This is a genomic window from Streptomyces sp. NPDC093018 (genome assembly GCF_040684035.1).
In the GTDB taxonomy this organism is placed as follows: domain Bacteria; phylum Actinomycetota; class Actinomycetes; order Streptomycetales; family Streptomycetaceae; genus Streptomyces; species Streptomyces murinus.
Genome location: NZ_JBFBFF010000009.1, coordinates 259,728 through 281,483 on the forward strand (window position 1 = coordinate 259,728; position 21,756 = coordinate 281,483).

Annotated in this window: 21 protein-coding genes and 3 pseudogenes; 16 read left to right on the forward strand and 8 right to left on the reverse strand. The window is 71.7% G+C overall.

The features are described 5' to 3' along the window. Positions 1-105: 105 nt before the first annotated feature. The 7 genes and pseudogenes from AB0N90_RS21730 to cpt all read left to right on the forward strand — a co-directional run bounded on the left by AB0N90_RS21730 (position 106) and on the right by cpt (position 5,533). Positions 106-324, forward strand: a complete 219-nt coding sequence (locus AB0N90_RS21730) for a hypothetical protein (RefSeq protein WP_365199152.1) — start codon at positions 106-108, stop codon at positions 322-324. Between the two features lie 455 nt (positions 325-779). Further along, on the forward strand, positions 780-1,394 hold the full coding sequence (locus AB0N90_RS21735) for a hypothetical protein (protein WP_365198921.1): 615 nt from the start codon (positions 780-782) through the stop codon (positions 1,392-1,394). Continuing rightward, the gene (locus tag AB0N90_RS21740; RefSeq protein ID WP_365198923.1) at positions 1,391-1,996 is read left to right on the forward strand and encodes a toxin-antitoxin system, toxin component; all 606 of its coding nucleotides are present in this window, start codon (positions 1,391-1,393) and stop codon (positions 1,994-1,996) included. The genes AB0N90_RS21735 and AB0N90_RS21740 overlap by 4 nt, the downstream gene beginning before the upstream one ends. A gap of 80 nt (positions 1,997-2,076) precedes the next feature. Continuing rightward, positions 2,077-3,264 (forward strand): MAB_1171c family putative transporter, encoded by a 1,188-nt coding sequence (locus tag AB0N90_RS21745; protein ID WP_365198926.1) that lies wholly within the window; start codon positions 2,077-2,079, stop codon positions 3,262-3,264. Continuing rightward, complete coding sequence (locus AB0N90_RS21750; protein WP_365198929.1) at positions 3,261-4,700, forward strand: pyridine nucleotide-disulfide oxidoreductase; 1,440 nt, start codon at positions 3,261-3,263, stop codon at positions 4,698-4,700. The genes AB0N90_RS21745 and AB0N90_RS21750 overlap by 4 nt, the downstream gene beginning before the upstream one ends. 119 nt (positions 4,701-4,819) lie before the next feature. Further along, positions 4,820-4,915 (forward strand): annotated as a pseudogene (locus AB0N90_RS21755). Between the two features lie 84 nt (positions 4,916-4,999). Beyond that, a complete protein-coding gene (gene cpt / locus AB0N90_RS21760) occupies positions 5,000-5,533 on the forward strand; it encodes a chloramphenicol phosphotransferase CPT (RefSeq protein ID WP_365198930.1) in 534 nt (177 codons plus the stop codon). Positions 5,534-5,639: 106 nt separating this feature from the next. Here the strand turns inward: cpt and AB0N90_RS21765 are convergent, their stop codons facing one another. Together AB0N90_RS21765 and AB0N90_RS21770 are read right to left on the reverse strand one after the other, a co-directional pair. Then, positions 5,640-6,242, reverse strand: coding sequence for an AAA family ATPase (locus tag AB0N90_RS21765; RefSeq protein ID WP_365198931.1), 603 nt, complete (start codon positions 6,240-6,242; stop codon positions 5,640-5,642). Positions 6,243-6,275: 33 nt separating this feature from the next. Next, the gene (locus tag AB0N90_RS21770) at positions 6,276-7,814 is read right to left on the reverse strand and encodes a sodium:solute symporter family protein (protein ID WP_365198933.1); all 1,539 of its coding nucleotides are present in this window, start codon (positions 7,812-7,814) and stop codon (positions 6,276-6,278) included. A 219-nt stretch (positions 7,815-8,033) separates the two neighbouring features. On the opposite strand from AB0N90_RS21770, the gene AB0N90_RS21775 reads away from it, so the two are divergent. Further along, on the forward strand, positions 8,034-8,825 hold the full coding sequence (locus AB0N90_RS21775) for an IclR family transcriptional regulator (RefSeq protein WP_361678344.1): 792 nt from the start codon (positions 8,034-8,036) through the stop codon (positions 8,823-8,825). 75 nt (positions 8,826-8,900) lie between these two features. Here AB0N90_RS21775 and AB0N90_RS21780 read toward each other — a convergent pair whose 3' ends face one another. Both AB0N90_RS21780 and AB0N90_RS21785 read right to left on the reverse strand, forming a co-directional pair. Next, on the reverse strand, positions 8,901-10,169 hold the full coding sequence (locus AB0N90_RS21780; protein WP_365198938.1) for a glucarate dehydratase family protein: 1,269 nt from the start codon (positions 10,167-10,169) through the stop codon (positions 8,901-8,903). Further along, positions 10,166-11,092, reverse strand: coding sequence for a 5-dehydro-4-deoxyglucarate dehydratase (locus tag AB0N90_RS21785; protein ID WP_365198941.1), 927 nt, complete (start codon positions 11,090-11,092; stop codon positions 10,166-10,168). The genes AB0N90_RS21780 and AB0N90_RS21785 overlap by 4 nt, the downstream gene beginning before the upstream one ends. 147 nt (positions 11,093-11,239) lie before the next feature. Between AB0N90_RS21785 and AB0N90_RS21790 the strand changes: the two genes are divergently transcribed. The 4 genes and pseudogenes from AB0N90_RS21790 (at position 11,240) to AB0N90_RS21805 (ending at position 15,067) form a co-directional block, all read left to right on the forward strand. Next, complete coding sequence (locus tag AB0N90_RS21790; protein WP_365198944.1) at positions 11,240-12,097, forward strand: NAD(P)-dependent oxidoreductase; 858 nt, start codon at positions 11,240-11,242, stop codon at positions 12,095-12,097. A 73-nt stretch (positions 12,098-12,170) separates the two neighbouring features. Next, positions 12,171-13,676, forward strand: coding sequence for an aldehyde dehydrogenase (NADP(+)) (locus AB0N90_RS21795; RefSeq protein ID WP_365198946.1), 1,506 nt, complete (start codon positions 12,171-12,173; stop codon positions 13,674-13,676). A 201-nt stretch (positions 13,677-13,877) separates the two neighbouring features. Beyond that, the gene (locus AB0N90_RS21800) at positions 13,878-14,888 is read left to right on the forward strand and encodes a DUF2804 domain-containing protein (protein ID WP_365198948.1); all 1,011 of its coding nucleotides are present in this window, start codon (positions 13,878-13,880) and stop codon (positions 14,886-14,888) included. A gap of 84 nt (positions 14,889-14,972) precedes the next feature. Then, a pseudogene (locus tag AB0N90_RS21805) lies at positions 14,973-15,067 on the forward strand. 63 nt (positions 15,068-15,130) lie between these two features. Here AB0N90_RS21805 and AB0N90_RS21810 read toward each other — a convergent pair. Beyond that, positions 15,131-15,634, reverse strand: a complete 504-nt coding sequence (locus AB0N90_RS21810) for a DUF4232 domain-containing protein (protein ID WP_365198951.1) — start codon at positions 15,632-15,634, stop codon at positions 15,131-15,133. A gap of 318 nt (positions 15,635-15,952) precedes the next feature. Here AB0N90_RS21810 and AB0N90_RS21815 point away from each other — a divergent pair, with 318 nt between their 5' ends. Both AB0N90_RS21815 and AB0N90_RS21820 read left to right on the forward strand, forming a co-directional pair. After that, positions 15,953-16,363 carry a hypothetical protein gene (locus AB0N90_RS21815; protein WP_365198952.1) on the forward strand — a complete coding sequence of 137 codons (411 nt, stop codon included), beginning with the start codon at positions 15,953-15,955 and terminating at the stop codon, positions 16,361-16,363. A gap of 136 nt (positions 16,364-16,499) precedes the next feature. Beyond that, a complete protein-coding gene (locus AB0N90_RS21820; protein WP_361678320.1) occupies positions 16,500-16,727 on the forward strand; it encodes a hypothetical protein in 228 nt (75 codons plus the stop codon). Positions 16,728-16,788: 61 nt separating this feature from the next. Here the strand turns inward: AB0N90_RS21820 and AB0N90_RS21825 are convergent, their stop codons facing one another. Beyond that, a complete protein-coding gene (locus tag AB0N90_RS21825; RefSeq protein WP_365198954.1) occupies positions 16,789-17,682 on the reverse strand; it encodes a helix-turn-helix domain-containing protein in 894 nt (297 codons plus the stop codon). Positions 17,683-17,932: 250 nt separating this feature from the next. Between AB0N90_RS21825 and AB0N90_RS21830 the strand changes: the two genes are divergently transcribed. Then, positions 17,933-19,408, forward strand: a complete 1,476-nt coding sequence (locus AB0N90_RS21830; RefSeq protein WP_365198957.1) for an MFS transporter — start codon at positions 17,933-17,935, stop codon at positions 19,406-19,408. 110 nt (positions 19,409-19,518) lie between these two features. Here AB0N90_RS21830 and AB0N90_RS21835 read toward each other — a convergent pair whose 3' ends face one another. After that, the gene (locus AB0N90_RS21835) at positions 19,519-20,193 is read right to left on the reverse strand and encodes an adenosylcobinamide amidohydrolase (protein WP_365199144.1); all 675 of its coding nucleotides are present in this window, start codon (positions 20,191-20,193) and stop codon (positions 19,519-19,521) included. 136 nt (positions 20,194-20,329) lie between these two features. Continuing rightward, positions 20,330-21,244, reverse strand: coding sequence for a LysR family transcriptional regulator (locus AB0N90_RS21840; protein ID WP_365198958.1), 915 nt, complete (start codon positions 21,242-21,244; stop codon positions 20,330-20,332). 119 nt (positions 21,245-21,363) lie between these two features. Here AB0N90_RS21840 and AB0N90_RS21845 point away from each other — a divergent pair. Then, positions 21,364-21,717: pseudogene (locus AB0N90_RS21845) on the forward strand (nuclear transport factor 2 family protein); the annotation flags it as partial. Positions 21,718-21,756 lie beyond the last annotated feature (39 nt).

The window sequence follows — 21,756 nt, forward strand, 5'->3', positions numbered from 1 at the left end:
GATCATCAGGTCGGCCGCCATGACCGCTGACTTCTCGTCGATCGCCTGTGGGCGGCCCTCGGCGCCCTGGTCGCCGATCTGGACAACACCGAGGCCCTCACGGGCATGCTCCAGAACCCCGGGGATCACGGCGAGTTGGACGGCGGCTTCCTGCGGATCACGGGCCGCGAGAAGGAGTTGCCGGTGACGTCGGGCGGCAAGAACGTCGCACCGCGGTTGCCGCACTTCCTGATCGCGTCGCGCCTCACCTCTGGTGGTATGCGGCCGGTCAACGGTCGTGGCTGGACACCGATCCAGCCGGCCGCCGGGCCCCGCACCCGCTGAAGGTCAGCCGCGTGCACCGGAGTTCGGCGTCACGTCCCGCTCTCCGGCCCACCGAGCCAGTCGTCGTCGCTCCGATGGCGGCCCAGCCCCACGGCGTCGAATTCGTCCTCGCCCGGCCCCCTCCTCACGCCGAGTCGCCGTAGCGCCCCGAGATCGGGCTGACCGACCGGGAGAACCATGACCTCGTCGGAGCGTCCAGCGGTCCCAGAACCAATTCCCCGTCGACCCAGACCCCGGAAACGCAAAAAGGTTGGGAGCCAGGAGGTGCCCGCGGCGGAGAGTGCCCTCGCGCTGACAACGCCCTCCGCCGGAAACGTCATAACGTGGAGCGTCGATCCCGCGCGCCCTTCGTCAGCGATCGTTCTTTGGCCAATAAACGATCATTGAACTCACGCCGGTTGCGCATAAGGTGCCATGAGCATTGCAGCAGTCCCGCGAGCTCTGGGAGCACATCGGTGGAGTCGTCGCCGCTGCCCGAGACCCTTCGGCGTCTTGACGCGCTGATCCAGCAGGAGGGCCTCGAACGGTCGGAGTTCCTCGACGTCAGAAGGCTGGCGGTCAGCACCGCGTTGCCCGAGGACGTCGTGGGCACACTGCTGCGCGGTGGGCAGCCGCCCGCCGAGACGGTCAACGAGCGGGTCCGGTCGCGGATCAGGGCGCTCGCGGACGACCGTCTTGCCCGCACGGGTCAGCGGATGTCGGACCTTGCGGCGGCCATTTCCCGGCAGTTGGGGGTCTCCGCGTTCTGGGCCCGGCAGGTCTGCGCGGGCGACAAGGTGCCCAGCGTGGAACTGCTGCACGGCCTGGTCGACTTCTTCGGGGTCGAGGGCGGCGAGGCGTTCTTCACCGCCGCGGCCGACGAAGCCCTCGATCGAGCGCTGCGATCCCTGCTCGCCGCGCGGTCCACGCCCGAGGGCCGGGCGGCCCTGCCATCGGCCCCACCGGGCCGCGACGACGTACGCGGCCTCGCCCTGCGGCAGGCACGGGACCTGCCGCAGGAGCGCTGGAACGTGCTCAACGCGACGCTGAAGGCCCTGCTGGAACTCGACGATCAAGAGGGCGCCCGGTGAGCGCGTCCACGAAGGCGATGCGGCGGCTCAGCGCCCGGCTCATCGGAAGTCTGCCGACCCCGGCCGCCGACGAGGACGTGATCCCGCTCCTCGGCCAGGCCCTGACCGCGGTACGAGGCCGGACGGTGCGGTTGCGCGCGGCCGCCTTCCCGCCGGTGACCGCCAGCGGGCTGTGGGTGGACCGGTCGGGCCATGATCTGATCGTCTACGAGGAGAACACCGACCCCGAGCACCAGTTGGTGATCATCGGTCATGAGGCCTGGCACATGTTCCACGGGCACCGCGGTCGCGGCGACGCACAACGGCACGCCACCCGCGCGTCGGGGACCGAGGGCGCGGTGGGTCTCGCCACGTTCGTGGCCGTCGTCTCCGCGGTCGATGAGCCGGACGCGCCGCTCACCGACCGTACGGACGCGGCCCTGCATTACGCCGCGCGCTCGGACAGCCGCGGGGTGGACGAGGAGACCGAGGCCGAGCACTTCGGCCTGCGGCTCGCCACCGATCTCCAGGCGGCCCTGCGGCTGAAGGACTCCCTCGGCGATCCCCACCATGTCAGCGGCCGGATCGGGGCGTCGATGGCCCATCGGTTCCGTCAGATCTGATCCGTACGACGCGCAGCGCGCACGACACCCCGCCCGTGCGGCCCGGCCGAGCCCGGCGAGACCAGGAAAGAAACAGGACAGTGGCATCAGGACCCGGCAATCTCGTCTACTACGTCGGCGGCGCCGCGCTGTTCCTGGTCTGTGCCCTGAAACTGCCCCCGCTCGCCCAGCGACGCCGCGACCCCCTGCTGTGGTCGGCGTTCACCCAGCTGTTCGCCGGCGGGTGCATCATGCTGCTCGCCGCACCGCAGTCCATCGTCGCGCTCAACCGGGCCACCGGCATCACGAACTGCGCGGCCCTGGTCGTCTACGCGGCGCTCACCGCGTACTCCGGCGCGAGTCTCCTGCTGATCATCCACTGGCGCCCGGCACCCCCGGAGCAGACCCGGCGCGCCGCGCGCTGGTGTGTCGCGGCGTACAGCCTGGCCGTACTCACCGTCGTGGTCCTCTTCTGGGCCGGGAACACCCCGGTGGAAGAGGTCACGCTCTTCGACTCGTACTACGCGGGCACGCCCTGGATCCGGGAGATGATCGTCACGTATCTCCTGGCCCACGGTGTGGCGGCCGTCGCCAATGTCACCCTGTGCCGACGCTGGTCGAAAGAGGTGCACGGTTCGCTCCGGGCCGGGCTGCACCTCCTGGTGGCGGCCTACCTGCTCCATGTGGGCTACGACGTCACCCGCCTCGTCGCCGTGGGCGCCCGCTGGTTCGGCCACGACCTGGACTTCCTCATCTCGCAGGTCTCCCCTCGGTTCGCCGCCCTGTCCGCGGTCATCGGCGCCGTCGGATACGCGCTGCCACTGATCGGGCCCCGAGCGGCACGGACCGTCCAGGTCGTACGGCAGCTGCGTCAACTCGCGCCCATGTGGCGGCTGTTGCGTGACGTACCCACCCCCGGCGCGATCCGTTCCGCACTGCCCTGGTGGCGTACTTCCCCGGCCATGCTGCTGATGAGCCGCAGGACGGCGCTGTACGACGCCATCCTCGCGCTCGCTCCCTACTGCGAGCCGGCCGTCCGCGACGCGGCCCACCGGGCGGCGCTGAGCCGTTGCCCGGACGAGGCTTCGGCCGCGGCGAGCGCCGACGCGGCCATGATCGTGGTCGCGGTCGAGCGGCGGCGCGCCCACCCCGACCTGATGCCGGACGCGCCCGGCTCGACGGTCTGGCGTTCCAAGGATCTGGTCCCGCTGTCCCTCGCGCTCGACTCGCCCGTCGTCCAGGACTTCCGCGCACACCACCGTCTCCCCGCAGAAAGCAGCCGACCATGAGTGAAGCCATCCGGCACAGCCCCGCCCGCGCCGTCGTCATCGGGGGCAGTATGGCCGGGATGCTCGCCGCGGCCGCCGTCAAGGACCAGGTCGGATCGGTGGAGATCATCGAGTGCCACGATCTTCCCGAGGGGCCCGAGCCGCGCGTCGGCGTCCCGCAGGCCGTGCATATCCATCTCCTCCAGTCCGGCGGTGTGGACGCGCTGGAGGAGCTGCTGCCCGGTGTGATCGACCAGTTGGCGGCCTCGGGGGCGCATCGCATTCCGGTGACCACCAATATGATCATCTATTCACCCGAGGGTTGGTATCGGCGCTGGCGGCGCACCACGCATCGGCTGATGACCGCGAGCCGGGATCTGACGGACCATGTCATCAGGGAGCAGGTGCTCAAAGAGCCTCATGTCACCGTCCGTACGCGGTCCCGGGCGATCGGGCTGCTCGGCGACGGGCGCCGGGTCACCGGAGTGCGCATCCGGACCTCGGGCGAGGGTGAGGGTGGGGGTGAGGGTGAGGGCGCACGCGAGACCGCACTGCGTGCCGATCTGGTGATCGACGCGTCCGGCCGAGCCTCCCGTATGCCCCAGTGGCTCACCGAGCTGGGGATCGGCGGACTCGCCGAGGACCGCGTCGACTCCGGTCTCGTCTATGCCAGCCGGATGTACCGCGCCCCCGTCCCCACCCACGGCTGGCCGGTGGTCAGTGTGAACGCCGACCCGCGGCTGCCCGGCCCCGCCAGTGCGGGCGGCATCCTGCCGATCGAGGGCGACCGCTGGCACGTCAGTCTCATGGGCGCTCCCGGCGGGCAGCCCACCCGGGACGCGGACGCCTTCGAGCCGTTCGCACGCACCCTGCGGCATCCGATCATCGCCGACCTCCTCGCACTCGCCGAGCCGCTCACCGACGTCAGCATCACGCACAGCACGGCCAACCGGCGCCACTACTACGAGCGGCTCAGGACCTGGCCCGAGGGACTGGTGGCGCTGGGTGACTCCGTCGCGGCCTTCAACCCCATGTACGGCCAAGGCCTTTCGGTGATCGCGCAAGGCGCGCTGGCACTGCGCGAGCTGGCCCGCGACGGGCTGGTCCCGGGGTTGTCGCGGCGCGCCCAGCGGGCGATCGCGCGGCCGGTCGAGGCGGCGTGGGCGCTGACCGTCGGGCAGGACATCCACTTCGCCACGACCACCGGCAAGAACCCGCATGTCGCCGACCGGCTGCTGCAGCGCTACGTCAACCGTCTCTCCCGCACCGCGACCGGCTCCTTCCGCACGGCCACGGCCCTGACCGACGTACTGACCTTGCAGGCTCCCCCCACGTCCCTGGTCCGGCCCGGCGTGCTGCTCTCCGCCCTGCTGGGCCCCCTTCGACCGCAGCTGGCGGGGCCGCAGTTCACACCGGAGGAGCTGAGGCTTCTCGACGGCGTGCGGGAGCGGTCGTAGATCGGGGCGGGGTCCGGGACCGCGGCGCCAGGATCAGCGCCGCGTCAGCCGCCCGTCAGCGGGCCGTGTCACTCTCTTTCCTGTGAACGGTTCGGGGCGCCACCCGGAGCCGGGAACAGGGAGAGGTGCCCGGAGCGGCTTATCGGGGACCACCGAGCCACGCCTCATGGTCGGGCCCTTCGGGGCCCACGCAGGTTCAAATCCTGCCCTCTCCGCCCTGGTCGGTAAGCCGACAGAGCCCGCCGAAGCTCGGCGGAAACATGTTTTCCGTGTCGCCCGGACGCCTCTACCGTGGGGCGGTGACGACTCAGGTGATCGTGGTCAACGGCGGTTCCAGCGCGGGGAAGTCCGGGATCATCCGGTGCCTCCAGGCGATCCTGCCCGATCCATGGCTGGCGCTCGGCACGGACACCATGGTGGAGGCGCTGCCCGCGTCCCTGCGGGCGTCGGACGGCGGGATCGAGTTCGCCGCGGACGGCCAGGTCGGCGTCGGGCCCGAGTTCCGGGCGCTGGAGGCGGCCTGGATCGAGGGGATCGCCGCGATGGCCCGTGCGGGCGCGCGGGTCGTCGTCGACGAGGTCTTCCTCGGCGGGCCGTACTCACAGCGGCGATGGCAGCAGGCCCTGGACGGGCTGGGGGTGCTGTGGATCGGCGTCCGGTGCGATGCCGCGGTCGCGGCGGACCGTGAACTCGCCCGCGGCGACCGGACGGTAGGGATGGCGGCCGCCCAGGCCGAGGTGGTCCACCGTGGCGTGACGTACGACCTGGAGGTCGACACCACGCACACGGAGCCGATGGAGTGCGCCCGAGCCATCGCGGCACGGGTCGAGTGACCCGCTGGCTCAAGTTCAGCTCAGAGCACTGCATCCCGACGGCACCGCAGATCCCCATGAGCGGACCCGGCAACATGTGAGTCGCCCGTAAGGCCCGACGGCGAGGTCAGGACAGTACGACGGCCTCTGGACCGGGGGCCGTCAGGTCGGGGCGCAGTTTCGCGCGGAGTTGCTCGAACGCCGTCGGGGTCGGGCGCCTGGGCAGGAAGGCGCTGATCTGCCCGGCACAGTCCCGGGGGCTCGTCGAGGTGGTGTCGCATTCGATGTCGTACAGGCCGTGTGCGTGGACGAGTTCGAACTGGCGCGCCGCCAGGCCCTCCGGACGGTCGCCGCGTGCCTGTTCACGCCGGTGGAGTTCGTCCAGCGAGCAGCGCACGCCGACGAGGACGACATCCCTGGCGGTGAAGAGCTCCAGGCAGTCAAGGAGGCGCCATTCCTCGCTGAGCACATGGTCGACCACGACATGGTTGCCGGCCGCGGCCATGCCGGCGACCGCGCGGTGGAAGCCCATCCAGGTGCGCCTCAGAATGGCGGGCAGCTCTTCCGGGTCGGCCTCCCGGCGCGTTCGCATCGCGTGGAAGGCGTCCACCGGCAGATGGAAGCTCGGCTCGTCCAGCACCTCCAGCAGTTCCTCGGCGATGCTGGACTTGCCTGAACTCGACGTCCCGTTCAGGAAGATGATCAGTCCGTTCCGAGCGGCTTCGGGCACGTGGGCTCCCTCGCTATGGCCAGTGGTATCTGATCATTGTCGTCCACGAGCCGTTCCGGCGTCGGGGACCAGTGGAGGTGTGGGGCCCTCCGGGGCGGGGACGTCCGCCGCCGCGCTCACCGCCGCCGTGATCTCGTCCGCGGCCGCCGACGGCTGGGGCAGGACCAGGCCGATGACCAGGTACAGGACGAGGGAGGTCGCCAGCGGGGTGGCGATGGTGAGGGTCTGGTCGGTGCTGTCCAGGATGTACTTCACCAGGACGAAGCTCGCGAGGCCGCAGGCCCAGGAGAGCAGCGCGGCCAGGGAACCCCAGCGGCGGAACACCGGCAGCAGGCCGAGCAGCATCGGGATGGAGATCGGGCCCATCACCGCGGCGACCAGGGCGGTGATGATGCCGAGCGGGCCGCCGAAGTGGCTCGCCTCCATGGCGACCACCATGCTCACCGCGATGAACGCGACGGTGCAGATCCGCGCGGCGAGCAGCCCGCTCCTGGCGCTGAGCGCCCGGCCCCGGCGGGCGACGGCCGGGATGATGTCCCGGACGACCACGGAGGCGATGGCGTTGGCGTCCGAGGAGGCCATGGCCATGGTGTGCGAGAACATGCCGGCGAGGGTCAGTCCGACCAGACCGGCCGGGAGCAGGTTCTCGGCCATCAGCGCGTACACCTGCTGCGGGTCCGCGATGTGCGGCATCAGCACCGGGCCGACCACGGACGGGAACAGCAGCACGGCGGGCCAGATCAGATAGAGGGCCGCGGACAGGAGGGCCGAGCGCTTGGCGGCGGGGGCGGAGTCCGTGGCCATGTAGCGCTGGGCCAGGTTCCACATGCCGCCGTTGTACTCGAACAGTTTGACGACCACGTACGCGGTGAGGAAGCCGGCCGTGTACGGGCCGACCAGCGGGTGGGTGTGGTCGGCGGGCAGCCGGTGCCAGAGGGAGCCGAGCCCGGAGAAGCCGCCCACATGGTTCAGCGTGATGATCACCATGGAGAGCGCTGCGACGCCCTGGATGATGAACTGCCCGAAGTCGGTGAGGGCGTCCGCCCACAGGCCGCCGACCGTGCAGTAGACCAGGGTGACCACACCGGTGATCAGGATGCCGATGTCGAGCGAGACCCCGGTGAACACGTTCAGCAGGATGGCGACCGAGGCCCACTTCGCGGCGACGTCGAACACCTTGAGCAGCGCGCCGCTCCAGGCCAGCGCCTGCTGGGTGGCGATGTTGTACCGGCGGGCCAGGTATTCGAGCGGTGAGGCGACGTCGTATCGGCGGCGCAGCCGGTTCCAGCGCGGGGCGAACAGCCAGGCGCCGACGCCGGTCGCGAGCGCGAGCGGCAGGAACGCCCAGACATAGATGGTGATGCCATAGCTGTAGGCGACCGCCGCGTAGGCGACGAACACCGCGGCGCTGTATCCCGACATGTGGTGGGAGATGCCGGACAGCCACCAGGGCATCCGGCCGCCGCCGGTGAAGTAGTCGCTCACATCGCTGACGCGCTTGTGCGACCACAGGCCTATGAACAGCATCACCACGAAGTAGCCGCCGAGGGCCACCCAGTCCGGCCAAGCCATGCGAACTCCTCGATTGACCAAGCCGTCTACGTATGTAGACTCAGTTCTCATCCATGCTTTCCAGCGCGCACGCTAGCCTGGCGTACAGGGGCGGTCAATGTTTCGGGAGGTTTTCGTTGACGCGACGGGAGAAGGCGCCGTGTCCGGTGAAACGGGGGCGCCGACTGCGGTCGGGAAAGCCCGAGTTGACGGTCGAGAGGCCGGAATGGGGTGGCACGCATGACCGGGACAGGTGACGCCGGGCGCGGGCCGGTGAAGTCGGCGGAGCGCACCGTCCAGATCATGGAAGTGCTCTCGGCCGCACCGGAGCGGCTCACCCTGGGGCAGCTCCAGGAGCTCACCGGATACCCGCGCTCCAGCCTGTACGCGCTGCTGCGCACCCTGGTGGCGCTGAAGTGGATCGAGGTCGAGGAGGGCGGCGAGGCGGCCGGCTTCGGCATCGGCCCGCGCGCGCTGCTGTGCGGCACGGCGTACCTGGACCGGGATCCGGCGCTGCCGCACGCGGTGCGCCGGATCGAGCAGCTGCGCGCGGACGTCGGCTACACCACGCATTACGCCCGCCTCGACGGCTCGAACGTCATCTACCTCGCCACCCGCGAGGCCACGGACTCCCGTCGGCTGACCTCCCGGGTGGGCCGCCAACTCCCGGCGCACGCGACGGCGTTGGGCAAGGCGCTGCTCTCCGAGCTGACCGCGCGGGAGGTGGACGCGCTGCTGTCCGAGCAGCCCCTGGAGGCGCTCACCCCGCACACGGTCACCCGTCGCCCGGCCCTGCGTGAGGAGCTGGAGCAGACACGGACCCGCGGCTGGGCGCTGGAGAGCGAGCAGAACACACCGGGGCTGTGCTGTGTCGCCGCGACGGTGTCGTACCGCATCCCGGCGACCGATGCGATCAGCTGCTCGATCCCGCTGGACCACGCCACGGACCAGGAGATCGAACGGGTCGCGGAGGCGGTCACCCGGCATGCCGCGGAGCTGGCGGGGACACTGCGGCGGAACGGCATCCGCTGAGATCCGTTCCGCGCGCCGATGCCCGCTACGCGCACTCCCATGCCCGCTACGCGAGTGTCCCGCGGGCCGGGGGCCTCACCAGCGGGGGACCTTCTTCTCGTACGACGGGTCGATGCGCCGCATGTATCCGGTGTCGTCCCGGTCGCGCAGGCCGCAGGAGACGTACTGCTCGTGCAGGCGGGCCAGCGCGTCGCGGTCGAGTTCGACGCCGAGTCCCGGGGCGGTGGGTACGGCGACGGAGCCGTCGCGGAACTCCAGGGCGCCCGGTGCGACGACCTCCTCGGTCTTCCACGGCCAGTGGGTGTCGCAGGCGTACGTCAGGTTGGGTGTCGCCGCCGCCAGATGGGTCATCGCGGCAAGGCTGATGCCGAGATGCGAGTTGGAGTGCATGGACAGGCCCAGGTCGAAGGTGTCGCAGATCCCGGCGAGCACCTTCGAGCGCTGGAGGCCGCCCCAGTAGTGGTGGTCGGAGAGGACGACCTGGACCGCGTCCAGGGCCACGGCGGGCTTGAGTTCGTCGAAGGCGACCACGCACATGTTCGTGGCGAGCGGCATGGGCGCCTCGCGGGCGACCCGGGCCATGCCTTCTCGTCCCGGCGTGGGGTCCTCCAAGTATTCGAGGACGCCGTCGAGTTCACGGGCGACCATCAGTGAAGTGTCCACCGTCCAGGCGGCGTTCGGGTCGAGCCGCAGCGGCCGGTCGGGGAACGCCTCGCGCAGGGCGCGGACCGCCTCGATCTCCTGCTCCGGCCGGAAGACACCGCCCTTGAGCTTGATGGCCGTGAATCCGTAGTCGTCGATCATGCGCCGGGCCTGCGCCACGATGCCGTCGGGGTCGAGCGCCTCCCCCCAGGAGTCGGACCCCTCGCCGGGGTGCGCGGCCCACTTGTAGAACAGGTAGGCGCTGAAAGGCACTTGGTCCCGTACGGCGCCACCGAGCAGGTCGGAGACCGGGCGCCCGGCTGCCTTGCCCTGGATGTCCAGGCAGGCGACCTCGAACGGCGAGAAGACCCGGTCCACCGTGCTGCTGCTGGTGATCATGCCGGTGAGGCCGTGGCCGTCGCTGCCGGTGTCCCCGCCGAGCGCGGCGGCGACCGCGGCGTACATCCGGCCCAGGCGGTGGACGTCCAGGCCCACCAGGGCCTCGGCGGCCCGCCGCAGCCTGCGCAGATGGCCCTGGTCGGCATAGGTCTCACCGAGGCCGGTGATCCCCTGATCGGTGTGCACCTCCAGCACGGCGCGCAGCGCGTACGGCTCGTGCACGCCGACCGCGTTGAGCAGGGCCGGGTCGCGGAAGGCGACGGGGGTGAGGGTGACGTCGGTGATGCGGATCGCGTCGCTCATCGGGCGGAGTCCTCCACCAGGGCCAGGCCCGCGTCGGTGATCCGGCGCAGGGCGTCGAGGTGTTCGGGGGCCGGGTCGACCAGCGGGGGCCGCACCCCGCCGACATCCAGGCCCTGTTGGCGCACGCCGGCCTTGACCAGCGAGACGGCGTAGCCCGGGACCAGGTCGCGCAGGGCCACGAGCGGGTGGAAGAACTCCCTTTGCAACCGATCTACTTGGGCCGCGTTCCCCTTCTCGACCGCCCGGTAGAAGGCGTTGGAGATCTCGGGGGCGAAGCAGAAGACGGCGGAGGAGTACAGGGAAACGCCGATGCCGCGGTACGCCGGGACGGTCACCTCGGCAGTGGGCATGCCGTTGAAGAACTGGAACTCCTTGCCGGTGCCCGCGAGTTCATGGCGTACGGCGGTCACGATGCGGGAGAGCCGGTCGAGGTCGCCGACGCCGTCCTTGAAGCCGACCACCTTGTCGTGGCGGGCCAGTTCTGCGGCGGTCTCGGCGTCGAAGCGGGCGTTGGAGCGGTGGTAGACGATGAGCGGCAGTTCGCCGGCGTCCGCGACCTCGCGCGCGTAGGCGGCGAGTCCGGCCGCCGGGGCCTGGACCAAGTAGGGCGGCAGCAGGAGCAGGCCGTCGGCGCCCGCGTCCCGGGCGATGCGCGCGTACTGGCGGGCCAGCGGCAGCGGACCGCCGGTGCCGGCGTACACCGGGACGCGGCCGGCCACGGTCGCCACCGCGGTGCGCACCGTCTCGCCGTACTCATCGGGGCTCAGCGCGTGGAACTCGCCCGTACCGCAGGCGACGAAGACCCCGCCGGGTCCTGCGGCCAGACCGCGACGCAGATGCTCGGCCAGCACCTCCCGGTCGACCTGCCCGGACGCCGCGAAGGGCGTCACCGGAAAGAACAGCACGCCGTCGAACATGGGCACGTGACACTCCTCGTCGTCTACATATGCAGACAGGCTCCACATTTGCGAACTTGCCTTTGAACTGTAAGACTCGCCCCGGAGTACGGTCAAGACGCCCATGGACACGCCGGGCCGCCACGGACCCGGCCCGAAGTCGCCGCGAAGGAGATGAGGCGAGTGAGTCAGCGCATCGTGATCACCGGAGCCGCGGGAGGAGTCGGCACCCTGCTCCGCCCCCGGCTGGCCCGCGCGGGCCGGACCCTGCGACTGCTCGACGTGGCGCCGGTGCCCGAGGCGGCCGAGGGCGAGGACGTGGAGACCGCCCGGCTGTCGGTGACGGACCTGCCGGCGATGCGCGAGGCCCTCACCGGCGTCGACGCGGTGATCCACCTCGGCGGGCTGAGTGTCGAGGGACCCTGGGACGAGATCCTCGACATCAACATCAACGGCACCCGCACGGTCCTCGAAGCGGCCCGCCGGGCGGGCGTGCCCCGGGTGATCATCGCGAGCAGCAGCCATGCGGTGGGGTTCTACCCCCGGAGCGAGGACGAGGCGCCTGACTACCTCTTCCCCCGCCCCGACACCTACTACGGTGTGAGCAAGGTGGCCGCCGAGGCCCTGGGCAGCCTCTACCACGACCGCTACGGCCTGGACGTGGTCTGCGTCCGTATCGGCGGCTGCTTCGAACGCCCCATCGCCACCCGGCAGTTGGCCACCTGGCTCGCCCCGGACGACTGCGCCCGCCTGATGGAGGCGCTGCTCGCTGCGCCCTCGCCGGGATTCCGTGTGGTGTGGGGCGTCTCGGACAACACCCGCCGCTGGTTCTCCCTGGACGAGGCACGCGCGCTGGGCTACGAGCCGCAGGACGACGCGGAGCGCTTCGCCGGGGAACTCGAAGGCCGCCATGACCCGTTGGACGAGATCTACTTGGGCGGGGCGTTCTGCTCGCCTTCACTGGACGCGGACGACGGCGCGGTCGGCACAGATAACACGGATGGCACGGATGGCACGGACGTGAACGGCTGACGCCGCGCACAACCCGACCCACTTCCCCGTGAGTTCACCCCCTCACCGCCCCTTCGACCCGGAGGTTCGATCGATGACCGACACCATGTCCGCCCCGCTGCGGGGAATCAGCCCGCGTACCGGCGAGCCCGTCGGCGATCCGGTCGCCGTGTCCACCGCGAGGGACGTCGACGCCGCGGCCCGCGCCGCCGCCCGCGCGTTCCCCGTCTGGTCCGCGGTGCCCGCCGCCGACCGGGCCCGGGCCCTCGAAGCCGCCGCCGACGCGCTGGACGCCGCCCGCGACGAACTGGTCGCCGTCGCCGACGCCGAGACCGCGCTCGGCGAGGTGCGGCTGACCGGCGAGGTGGGCCGCACCAGTGGCCAGCTCCGCCTGTTCGCCGAGGTGTTGCGCGACGGCGGTCATGTGCAGGCCGTACTCACCCCGGCCGACCCGGCCACCGGGCGTCCCGACATCCGCCGGATGCGGCAGCCGATCGGACCGGTGGCGGTGTTCAGCGCCTCCAACTTCCCCTTCGCCTTCTCCGTGGCGGGCGGCGACACGGCCTCGGCGCTCGCGGCCGGCTGCCCGGTGGTCGTCAAGGCGCACGAGGGCCACCCGGCGACCTCGGCCGCGGTCGCGCGCATCGTCGCCGGGGCGCTGCGCGAGGCGGGCGCGCCCGAGGGGGTCCTCGGCCTCGTCACCGGTTTCGAGGCCGGTGCGGCGCTGGTGAGCCACCCGGCCGTCAAGGCCGCCGGCTTCACCGGCTCGCAGGCAGGCGGACGGGCCCTGTACGACCTCGCCGCCGCTCGCCCGGAGCCGATCCCGTTCTACGGCGAACTCGGCAGCGTGAACCCGGTGGTGGTCCTCCCCGGCGCCGCGGCCGAACGCGCCCGGGAGATCGCGGAGGGGTACGCGCAGTCGCTCACCCTGGGCACCGGCCAGTTCTGCACCAACCCGGGGCTGCTGTTCGTCCCCGAAGGCGGAGCGCTGGTGGACGCCGTCGCGGCCACGGTCGGCGCGGCCGCGACCGGGGCGATGCTGACGTCCCGGATCAGGGACGGATACCGGGCCAGGGTGGCCGAGTTGGACGAGACCGCGGACCTCGTCCCGCTGGCCTCCGGAAGCGCGGGCGGTGACTCCTTCGCGGTGGCACCGCGGGTCTGGCGGCTGTCCCTGAAGTCCTTCGCGGACCAGCTGGACACCCTGGCCGAGGAGTGCTTCGGCCCGGCCGGGCTGGTGGTGACCTACCCGGACCTGGACTTTCTGACCGAGGTCCTGGCGTCCCTGCCCGGCAGCCTGACCGGCTCGGTGCACGCCACGGCCGACGACGCGGCGGCGGCCGCGCGGGTGGTGACGGCGCTGCGGCACCGCGTGGGCCGCCTCGTCCACAACGGCTGGCCGACCGGCGTCGCCGTCTGCTGGGCCATGCACCACGGCGGCCCCTGGCCCTCGACGACGGCGCCGCTGCACACCTCGGTCGGCGCCACCGCGATCGACCGCTGGCTGGTCCCGATCTCCTACCAGGACTGGCCCGACGACCTCCTCCCACCGGAACTCCAGGACGCGAACCCGCTGGGGATCCCGCGCCGAGTGGGCTGACGCGCTCCGCCCAGGAACGGCTGAGTGCCACGGCGCCGGTCCCGCGTGCCCTTCGGGACGCTCCACCGGTCGGACGGTGTTCCGGTGGGGCCGGCGCTGCGGGGAGGGGTCGTCCGTTCCACGTGCGGACGCCCGCGCCGACGACGACCGGTGCCGATCGACCGTTGACCCCGCGTCGGCACCCTGGGCAGACTACCCGGCATGCCCACCCCTGAGCGCCTGGTCGAGGACGGTATTCGTCGTTGGGGGCGGCTGGCCGATCGGCCCGCTGTCGTCGATCCGCTGGAGGTGTACGGCGGGCTCGCGCGGCGGTTGAAGAGGGTGCGGCTCAAGGAGTGGGTCGGGTTCACGCTGTCGCATCCGCAGTGGTACTCGTCGCTGATCATCCAGGACGCGCACTATCTCGCCAGTTCGGAGATCTACGCCTATGACAGGGCGGGCGGCGTGCTCCACCAGCACGCGGCCAACGCGGCCGGTGGCAGTGCCGTGCTGCCCGCCGAACTGCTGGAGAGCGCCTGTCGGTTCGAGCGTCGCGGGTATCGGGTCGCCTATTCCTTTTCGCGTACGTCGGCGCGGCATCGGATCGAGATCGACATCGCCGGGACGGCGAACGCCCCGGCCATCCGCGGTGAGCTCGAACTCGACGCCGGGGCGGCCACCGCTCCGCTCTCGGTGAGTTCCCGGTTGCCGGGCGGGAGCATGTACACGCACAAGGCCGCTTTCCCCGCCTCCGGCGTGCTCCGTGTCGGGGACGCCGAGGTCGTCTTCGAGCCGGATCGCGATCTGGCGATACTCGATGAGCACCGCTCGCTGCTGCCGTACCGGACCGACTGGGTCTGGGGGACGTTCGCGACGTCGATGGAGGACGGGGAGGTCGTCGGGGCCAACTTCGCGGCGCGGCCCGAACTGGCCGGGGAGCCGGAGGAGTCCTGTCTGTGGACGCCGGGCAGATGCGAGCCGCTCGGCGACATCGTCTTCGAGCCCGCGTCGGCCGATCCGTCGGCCGTCTGGCGCGTCGCCTCCCGGGACGGCCGCCTCGATGTCGTCTTCGAGCCGGAGGGCCGTAAGCAGGTGAAGCACAACCTCGGTCTTTTCGCGGTCGACTACTTCCAGCTCTTCGGGCGCTATCGCGGTGTACTCCGCGGCGCCGAGGGCGGGTTCGAGATCAAGGACGTGCACGGGGTCTGCGAGAGCATGAAGGCCCGCCTGTAGGCCGTACGCGTCAGTGCCGCGTCAGCCGGTTCTGTCACTCTTCTTCATGTGAACGGGGCCCGGGAAACCGGGAACCGGGAGCGAGGAGAGGTGCCCGGAGTGGTTGATCGGGGACCAGCGAGCATGTCTCGAGGTCGGATCCGCAAGGGTCCACGCAGGTTCGAATCCTGCCCTCTCCGCGACACCGGGGTGTCCCGCGGCCGAGCCGCCGCGGGACACCCCGGGTTTTCCGGCGGTTTCGGTCAGGCGCCGCGCTGGACCGGGCCGATCAGGGTGCCGGAGGCGACAGAGAACTTGCCCTCGGCGAAGGACGTGCCGGGGATCTCACCGCCCGGTGCCTGGAGCGTGAACGACGCCTCGTTCGAGGCTGTGCCGCGATGCATGTTCGGAACCTGGATGTCGAAGTGCACCGGGTGGCCCGGACCGAAGGTCACCTTCGTCTTCTGGTCGCCGTAGTGCCCGGCGGCGACACCGGTCTGCTTGCCGTGGTTCGAGAACCGTACGCCGGTGGGCGAACCGGCCAGCACACACGACTCGTACCCGCGCGCGGCGGTCAGGGTCACGCGATAGTGGCTGTACCCCGAGCTGGCGGGCGCCGCGGCGATCGTCGCCGTGTGGTTGGCCGGACGACAGGCCGAGGGCGCGCCGCCCTCGGCCGTCATGGGTGCGGCCACGGCGATTCCCCCGCCCGCGGTGACCGCCAGCGCGAGTGCGGCCACGGCGGCGAATGCGTGCTTCTTGCTCATACGAACACTCCTTGTCGTGCAATGGCCCGGCGGGTGTTCTCCACCGGGACCATGGTCGACTTGAGCCTGCCCCCGATCTTGCGTTCGGAATGTCTCAGTATGGGTACGAGCGTCACGGCTCCGTCACGGGACCGATTGTCGTGCCGAGGGACGGCGGAGCATGCGTCCACCCCTCGTCCACCCTTCTGAAAATCCCCCTATTTCTCTGCAAAAGACGCGTTAAAGATGGTTTCGGATGGCCACGGCCCTTGCTAGACCGGGAAGCGCGGGCAGTAGGGCCGGCCGTCGCGGGCCCGATCTCGAAGGGATGCGGCCGTTATGGACGAGGATCGCGCCAAGCGCGTGGTGGCGGCGCTGCGGGGCCGCGGGGTCATGGCCCACCTCGTCGAGGCCGGGGTCTATGAGTTCGGGATCAGGGTCGTCCTGGACGAGAGCATCGAGGCCCTGTGGGACACCGACGGCGTGTCGGGGCTGGACGCGGAGGTCGTCAGTGACGGTGTGCTCATAGGTTTCGTGCCCCATGTGCCGGGTTCGGAGAACTTCACCGAGCAGCAGATCGTGGACAGCATCGCGGCCACCCGTTACTCGACCGAGGGCCTCCGCCCGCCCCGGGACAGCGCGCCGGAGCCGCCCGCCGCCGAACCGCGCCCCGAGCAGCCCGCGCCCGCCGCCCCACCGGTCAGCCGCTACCAGCGCTGGGCGCGGCGGATGCACCGCGGCAGGCCCTGACCGGCCCCGAAGGCCCCCGCCCCGGAAGGTTCGGCGTTCGAACCGTCCAGCGTGCCCGTGATCGAGATGCGCGGCGCGCGAACCACCCCCAAGAATCGACGGAGGTACTGACGCCGACTGCAGAAAGGTGCCGATCATGCGCAGCAAGATCGTACGGGCTCTGGTCGCCAGCGTCGCCGCGGGCACACTCGCCGGTGGAGCAGCGATGGCCTCCGCAGGGACTGCCCTCGCGGTGCCGGCGAACACCCACGCGACCGCCGCCCAGCATGCATCCACCCCCCGCCCGACGCCGAGCCACAAGAAGTGCCCCAAGGGCGAGCACTTCACCAAGACCAACGGCAAGTGGGGCTGCCACAAGAAGTGACGGCCACGCTGCCGCGCCGGGCGCCGGGACTCTCCCGGCGCCCGGTCGCCTGTCCGGCTGTTCAGCTTCGGTGCGGGACGGGTTCGCCCTCCGGCCGGAGCGCGGCTGTCTCGTCCTCCAGTCCGAGCATGGCCTCTTCGTCGGCGGTGCCGGGGGCCGCCTGGTAGACGACCATCCGCTGACCGCCCGTCCGTGCCAGCCGCATGACCTCGTAGGTCAGGGTCATGGGTCCGACCCCGGGGTGCCGGAAGTTCTTCTGGCCGCCGCCGCGTTCGCAGACGTCGTACCGCTCCCACAGGCGGGCGAACTCAGGTGATTTCAAGACCAGTTCGCCGACGAGCGTGGTCAGTTCGGGGTTGTCCGGATCGGCACCGGCGACCGCCCGCAGATGTGCGACCGAGACGGCGACGGTGTCCTCCCAGGGTTCGTAGAGCGTCCTGCCCACCGGGTGGAGGAAGAGGTAACGGGTCACGTTGCGCTGGTGTTCCGGCCAGTCCCACAGGCCGGGCAGCAGTCGTCGGCCCGGCGGATTGGCGGCCAGGACGCGGTTGTAGCGGCTCACGACGTAGGCGGGCAGCGGGCGTACCGATTCCAGCAGGCGCAGCACGGAGTCGCGGACGGCGTGGTCCGCGCAGGCCGGGAGTTCGGAGGTACGGCCGGCGGCCAACTCGGCGAGTTCATGGAGGCGTTCGTAGCCGTCGCCGCGCAGACGCAGGGCACGGCCGAGGGCGTCGACGACGGCGGTCGAGGGGTTGGTCTCGCGGCCGCGTTCGAGGCGGATGTAATAGTCCACGCTCACGCCTGCCAGCGCGGCCAGTTCCTCCCGGCGCAGTCCGGGGGTGCGGCGCAGGCCCGCGCCGGTGGGGAGGCCGACGTCCTCCGGCCGTATCCGCGCCCTGCGGGCTTTCAGATATCTGCCGAGTTCGGTACCCCGTACGTCTGTTGCTGCTCCCATTCGATCAATTGTGACAGGGGTACGGGGGTGTTGGGGGGCCGTGTCAGGGCCTGGAACGCCGCACCCCGGGTGCGGCGCGGTCTGCCGAACGCTGCCCTACGGGCGCAGAGTTGGTCCCGGAGCGGGCGGCCCGACGGCGCGGAACCCAGGGGGTGCGTGACACCGGACCGCGGTCCCGGCGTTCGTGGCCGCCCGCCGATTCGTCCCCGACGGACACCGCCGACCGTGCCTGATCGTCCAGGAGGCCACCATGCCGGGCACCCCTCCCCCGTCCCCGACCGCCACCACCGACCGGGAGCACGCGCCCGGCCCGCCGCTGCCCGGGGTACGACGACGCCGGCCGGATCGGGCCCGACCAGCCGAGGCGGGCACCGGTGCCGAGGCGCCCCGGCGGGCCGGGGTCGCGCTGGTCGCCTCGCTGCTCGGATTCACCGTGATCACCATCGATGTGTCGGCCGTGAACATCGCTCTGCCCTCGATCCGGGAGTCCCTGGACGGCGGGATGGCGGGGCTCCAGTGGGTGGTGGACGCGTACACGCTGATGTTCGCCGCCCTGATGCTCTCGGCCGGTGCCATCGCCGACCGTGCGGGCGCCCGGCGCGCCTACGCCTGGGGTGTCGCCCTGTTCACCCTGGCCTCCCTCGGCTGCGCGCTGGCGCCCGGGATCGGGGTGCTGGTCGCCGCGCGGGTGGCGCAGGGCGGGGCCGCCGCGGTCGTGATGCCGGCCTCGCTCGCGCTGATCCGGCAGGCGCACGAGGACAGCAGGGAGCGGGCGCGGGCCATCGCGCTGTGGACCGTCGGCGGTTCGGTGGCGATGGCCGCGGGTCCGGTACTGGGCGGCCTGCTCACCGAGTCGGCCGGCTGGCGGGCGGTGTTCCTGCTCAACCTCCCGGTGGGCGCGGTGATTCTCGGCCTGCTGATACGGGTGCCGCGCTCGCCGCGCCGGCCCGCCGCGCTGGACGGGTTCGGTCAGTTGACCGCCGTACTGGCCCTGGCCGGGCTTGCCGTCGCGGTGATCGAGGGCGGTCATCTGGGCTGGACCAGCCTGCCCGTGCTGGGCGCGGGCGCGCTCGCCGTCGTCTCCGGGTTCGTGTTTCGCGTCGTGGAGTTGCGGCACCGTCAGCCCATGATTGCGCCGGCGCTGCTGAGGGAGCGCCGGGTGGCCGTGCCGCTCGCGGTCGGCTTCGCCGTCAACGCCGCGTTCTACGGCGGGATCTTCCTGCTCGGGCTGTACTACCAGCAGTTGCGGGGGATGTCGGCGACGGCGGCCGGGCTGATGTTCGTGCCGATGTCGGCGGTGGTGACGGCGACGAATCTGGTCTCGCCGCGTCTGGCGGAGCGGTTCGGGCGGCGGTCGGTGATCGTCCTCGGCCAGTTGGTCTTCACCGCCGCGATGCTGGCCATGCTGCCGCTGGCCGGCGACACCCCGGTGTGGCTGGTACTGGTCCTGCTGCTGCCGTTGAGCATGGGCGGCGCGGTCGCGGTGCCCGCGCTGACCGCGCTGCTGATCGACGCGGTCCCCGCGGAACGCGCGGGCACGGCCTCGGGCCTGCTCAACTCCCTCCGTCAACTGGGCGGTGCCCTGGCCGTCGCCCTCTTCGGCAGCCTGCTCGCCGGTTCCGACGGCGGCTTCTCCCTTCCCGGCATGCGCATCGGGCTGCTGGCCGTCGCCGTGCTGCTGCTGGCTACGGCGGGGATGTCACGGGTGCTGCTGCCGCGGGACTGAGCCACGTCGGCGCGGAACACCGGCCGCGGCAAAGCGGCCCACGACGGAGCCGAGGAGGCGAGGAGGCGAAGAGGCGAGGGGTCGAAGCCGCTTCCCCTTCCGTTCTGCGGTCATGAACCCGCAAATGTCCTCGCCGACTTGAGGGATCTCCCGCGAACCGGCTCCACGGCGGCACACACCGCGGCATGGACCGCGCGGGCCAGCCGGGCGCCCCACAGGGAGCGGGGACCGGCGAAAGCCTGTGGCTCCTCGCCGGGTCGCGGGATACGAGCGGCGATGCACACCGCGTCCGTGGGGGTGCCGGAGCAGTCGTAGCCGGAGTCGAGGAGTGCCTGGACCTTGGCCTCGGTGGCGGTGGTGGCCGCGTTGACCAGGGCGGCGTTGGTCAGGGCGGCGGGGACGGCGGCGATGATGTTGATGGTGCCGGGGGCGGGCGGCAAGGGTGTGCCCGGGGCGGGGGCGGCGGCCCAGCCGTGGACGCCGAGGCCGGCGGTGACCACGGCCGCCACGCCGTCGTCGTGGGCGCGGCCGTGCTGGAGGACGTCGGCGGCCGTCATCAGTCCGACACCGGGCCCGCGCGTCCCGGCCGCATGGGCGAGGCTCGCGAGATGGGCGTCGGGGTCGGTGCGGCTGTAGCCGTGCGAGACCTGGGCGTTGAGGACCCAGGAGCGCTCGCCGATGCCCCCGCCGAGCACCGCGCTGCTGATCATCCGCCAGCCGGCTCCCGCCCGCCAGAGCAGGGCCGACAGCTGCTCGTCGCACTCGACGCGGGTCAGTGTCTGCATCGGAAGAACGCCGGTGGCGGCGCGGGGCGGTGGGGCGACGGTCACTGAGCTGGACTCCTCGGAACGGATGATCCGGATGATCGTACCGAGGGCGTTCTTCAGGGCACGGGGGCCGATACGGCTCGGGGCGTCGGGGCTATCGCCGCGGCTGCCTGTTCTCGGGGCGGGCCGTGGCGAAGGCGCTCGCAAGGGCGTCGAGCAGGGCGGGCGTGGACGGGTGGGGGTCGCGGCGCGGGGTGAGCGTGTAGATGCCGCGGGTGGGGGGATCGACGAGGCGCACGGTCGTGATGTCGGGGCGCAGGGCGCGGGTCAGCACGCCGGGTATCAGGGCGATGGCGTGGCCGGTGGCGACCAGGGCGAGTTTGCCCGGCAGGTCGGCCGCGGTGAGGTCGATACGGACGTTGATCCCGGCGCGGGCGGCGTGTTGGCGCAGGAGGGCCGCCGAGCCGTCGTTGTCCTCGGCCCAGGTCTCATCGACGAAGGACTGTACGGATACCGGGCCGCGCCCGGCGCGGGGATGGTCGGTGGGCAGTGCGACGACCATGTCGTCCAGGCCGAGGAAGCGGCGCTTGGTGCGCGGGTCGTGGGGCAGTCCTGGCGGTGCGTCGGTGACGACGGCGAGGTCGAGATCGCCGGTGGCCACACGCTGGTGCAACCGCCCGCTCGAACCGGGGAGCAGGCTCCAGCGGAGGGGCCCGGCCTGCTTCAACAGGGCCCGGACGGCCTCGGGGACGACGCCCGCGGCGAGCGAGGGGGTCGCGCCGACGGCCAGCGGACGGTCGTACGACCCCTCGCGCGCCGCCCGTACGGCGCGCAGGGCGCGGTCGGCCTCCGTGAGCGTGGCCAGCGCGTGATGCCGGAACACCTCGCCGGCCGGTGTCGGCCGCGCTCCGCGCGGGTGGCGTTCCAACAGGGGTACGCCGAGCTGCCGTTCAAGGCCGGCGATCTGCCGGGAGAGGGCCGACTGGGTGTGATGGAGCTCGGCCGCCGCCGCCGAGAGCGATCCGAGTCGGCACACGGTCACAAAGGTTCGCCACACCGTCAGGTCCATGGCGTCCATATGACCATGGCCACGCGGTATGCGTGCGTCGCAGGGCTCCCGTGCGAGATCTTCGCTTGTCGCGGCTCCCGCGCGGCACCACTGTGGCGGACATGACCACACCGCACGGGGACGCCGTACTCGAACCGCTGCACGCCTACATCCGCGGGCACGCCACCGGCGATCCCGTCCACTTCCGTGACGCGTTCCTGCCGACCGCGCACATCGAGGGGATCCGGGACGGCGAGTTCGTCTCGTGGTGCCTGGACGAGTACCGCGCCCTCTTCCCGGGGCGGCCGGCTCCGGACGAGCCCATCCGGTCCCGGCACGTGGACGCCGTCGAGGTGCACGGCGGTGTCGCGACCGCGACCATGACGCTCCGGCACGGCCCGGACACCTTCACGGACATCTTTCTGCTGGTCCGCGTGGCCGACGGCTGGCGCATCGCCAACAAGGTCTATCACCGCCGTACGGATGTCAGGTGAGCGGTGCCGCCGGTCGGGCCGTCACGGTCGCCGATGCCC

What these genes read in the sequence shown, in the direction of transcription:
- AB0N90_RS21730 (WP_365199152.1), top strand. Translation starts at nt 106, where the DNA reads ATGCTCCAGAACCCCGGGGATCACGGCGAGTTGGACGGCGGCTTCCTG.
- AB0N90_RS21750 (WP_365198929.1), top strand. Translation starts at nt 3,261, where the DNA reads ATGAGTGAAGCCATCCGGCACAGCCCCGCCCGCGCCGTCGTCATCGGG.
- AB0N90_RS21770 (WP_365198933.1), bottom strand. Translation starts at nt 7,814, where the DNA reads ATGGCTTGGCCGGACTGGGTGGCCCTCGGCGGCTACTTCGTGGTGATG.
- AB0N90_RS21775 (WP_361678344.1), top strand. Translation starts at nt 8,034, where the DNA reads ATGACCGGGACAGGTGACGCCGGGCGCGGGCCGGTGAAGTCGGCGGAG.
- AB0N90_RS21780 (WP_365198938.1), bottom strand. Translation starts at nt 10,169, where the DNA reads ATGAGCGACGCGATCCGCATCACCGACGTCACCCTCACCCCCGTCGCC.
- AB0N90_RS21790 (WP_365198944.1), top strand. Translation starts at nt 11,240, where the DNA reads ATGAGGCGAGTGAGTCAGCGCATCGTGATCACCGGAGCCGCGGGAGGA.
- AB0N90_RS21795 (WP_365198946.1), top strand. Translation starts at nt 12,171, where the DNA reads ATGACCGACACCATGTCCGCCCCGCTGCGGGGAATCAGCCCGCGTACC.
- AB0N90_RS21800 (WP_365198948.1), top strand. Translation starts at nt 13,878, where the DNA reads ATGCCCACCCCTGAGCGCCTGGTCGAGGACGGTATTCGTCGTTGGGGG.
- AB0N90_RS21810 (WP_365198951.1), bottom strand. Translation starts at nt 15,634, where the DNA reads ATGAGCAAGAAGCACGCATTCGCCGCCGTGGCCGCACTCGCGCTGGCG.
- AB0N90_RS21815 (WP_365198952.1), top strand. Translation starts at nt 15,953, where the DNA reads ATGGACGAGGATCGCGCCAAGCGCGTGGTGGCGGCGCTGCGGGGCCGC.
- AB0N90_RS21820 (WP_361678320.1), top strand. Translation starts at nt 16,500, where the DNA reads ATGCGCAGCAAGATCGTACGGGCTCTGGTCGCCAGCGTCGCCGCGGGC.
- AB0N90_RS21825 (WP_365198954.1), bottom strand. Translation starts at nt 17,682, where the DNA reads ATGGGAGCAGCAACAGACGTACGGGGTACCGAACTCGGCAGATATCTG.
- AB0N90_RS21830 (WP_365198957.1), top strand. Translation starts at nt 17,933, where the DNA reads ATGCCGGGCACCCCTCCCCCGTCCCCGACCGCCACCACCGACCGGGAG.
- AB0N90_RS21835 (WP_365199144.1), bottom strand. Translation starts at nt 20,193, where the DNA reads ATGCAGACACTGACCCGCGTCGAGTGCGACGAGCAGCTGTCGGCCCTG.
- AB0N90_RS21840 (WP_365198958.1), bottom strand. Translation starts at nt 21,244, where the DNA reads ATGGACCTGACGGTGTGGCGAACCTTTGTGACCGTGTGCCGACTCGGA.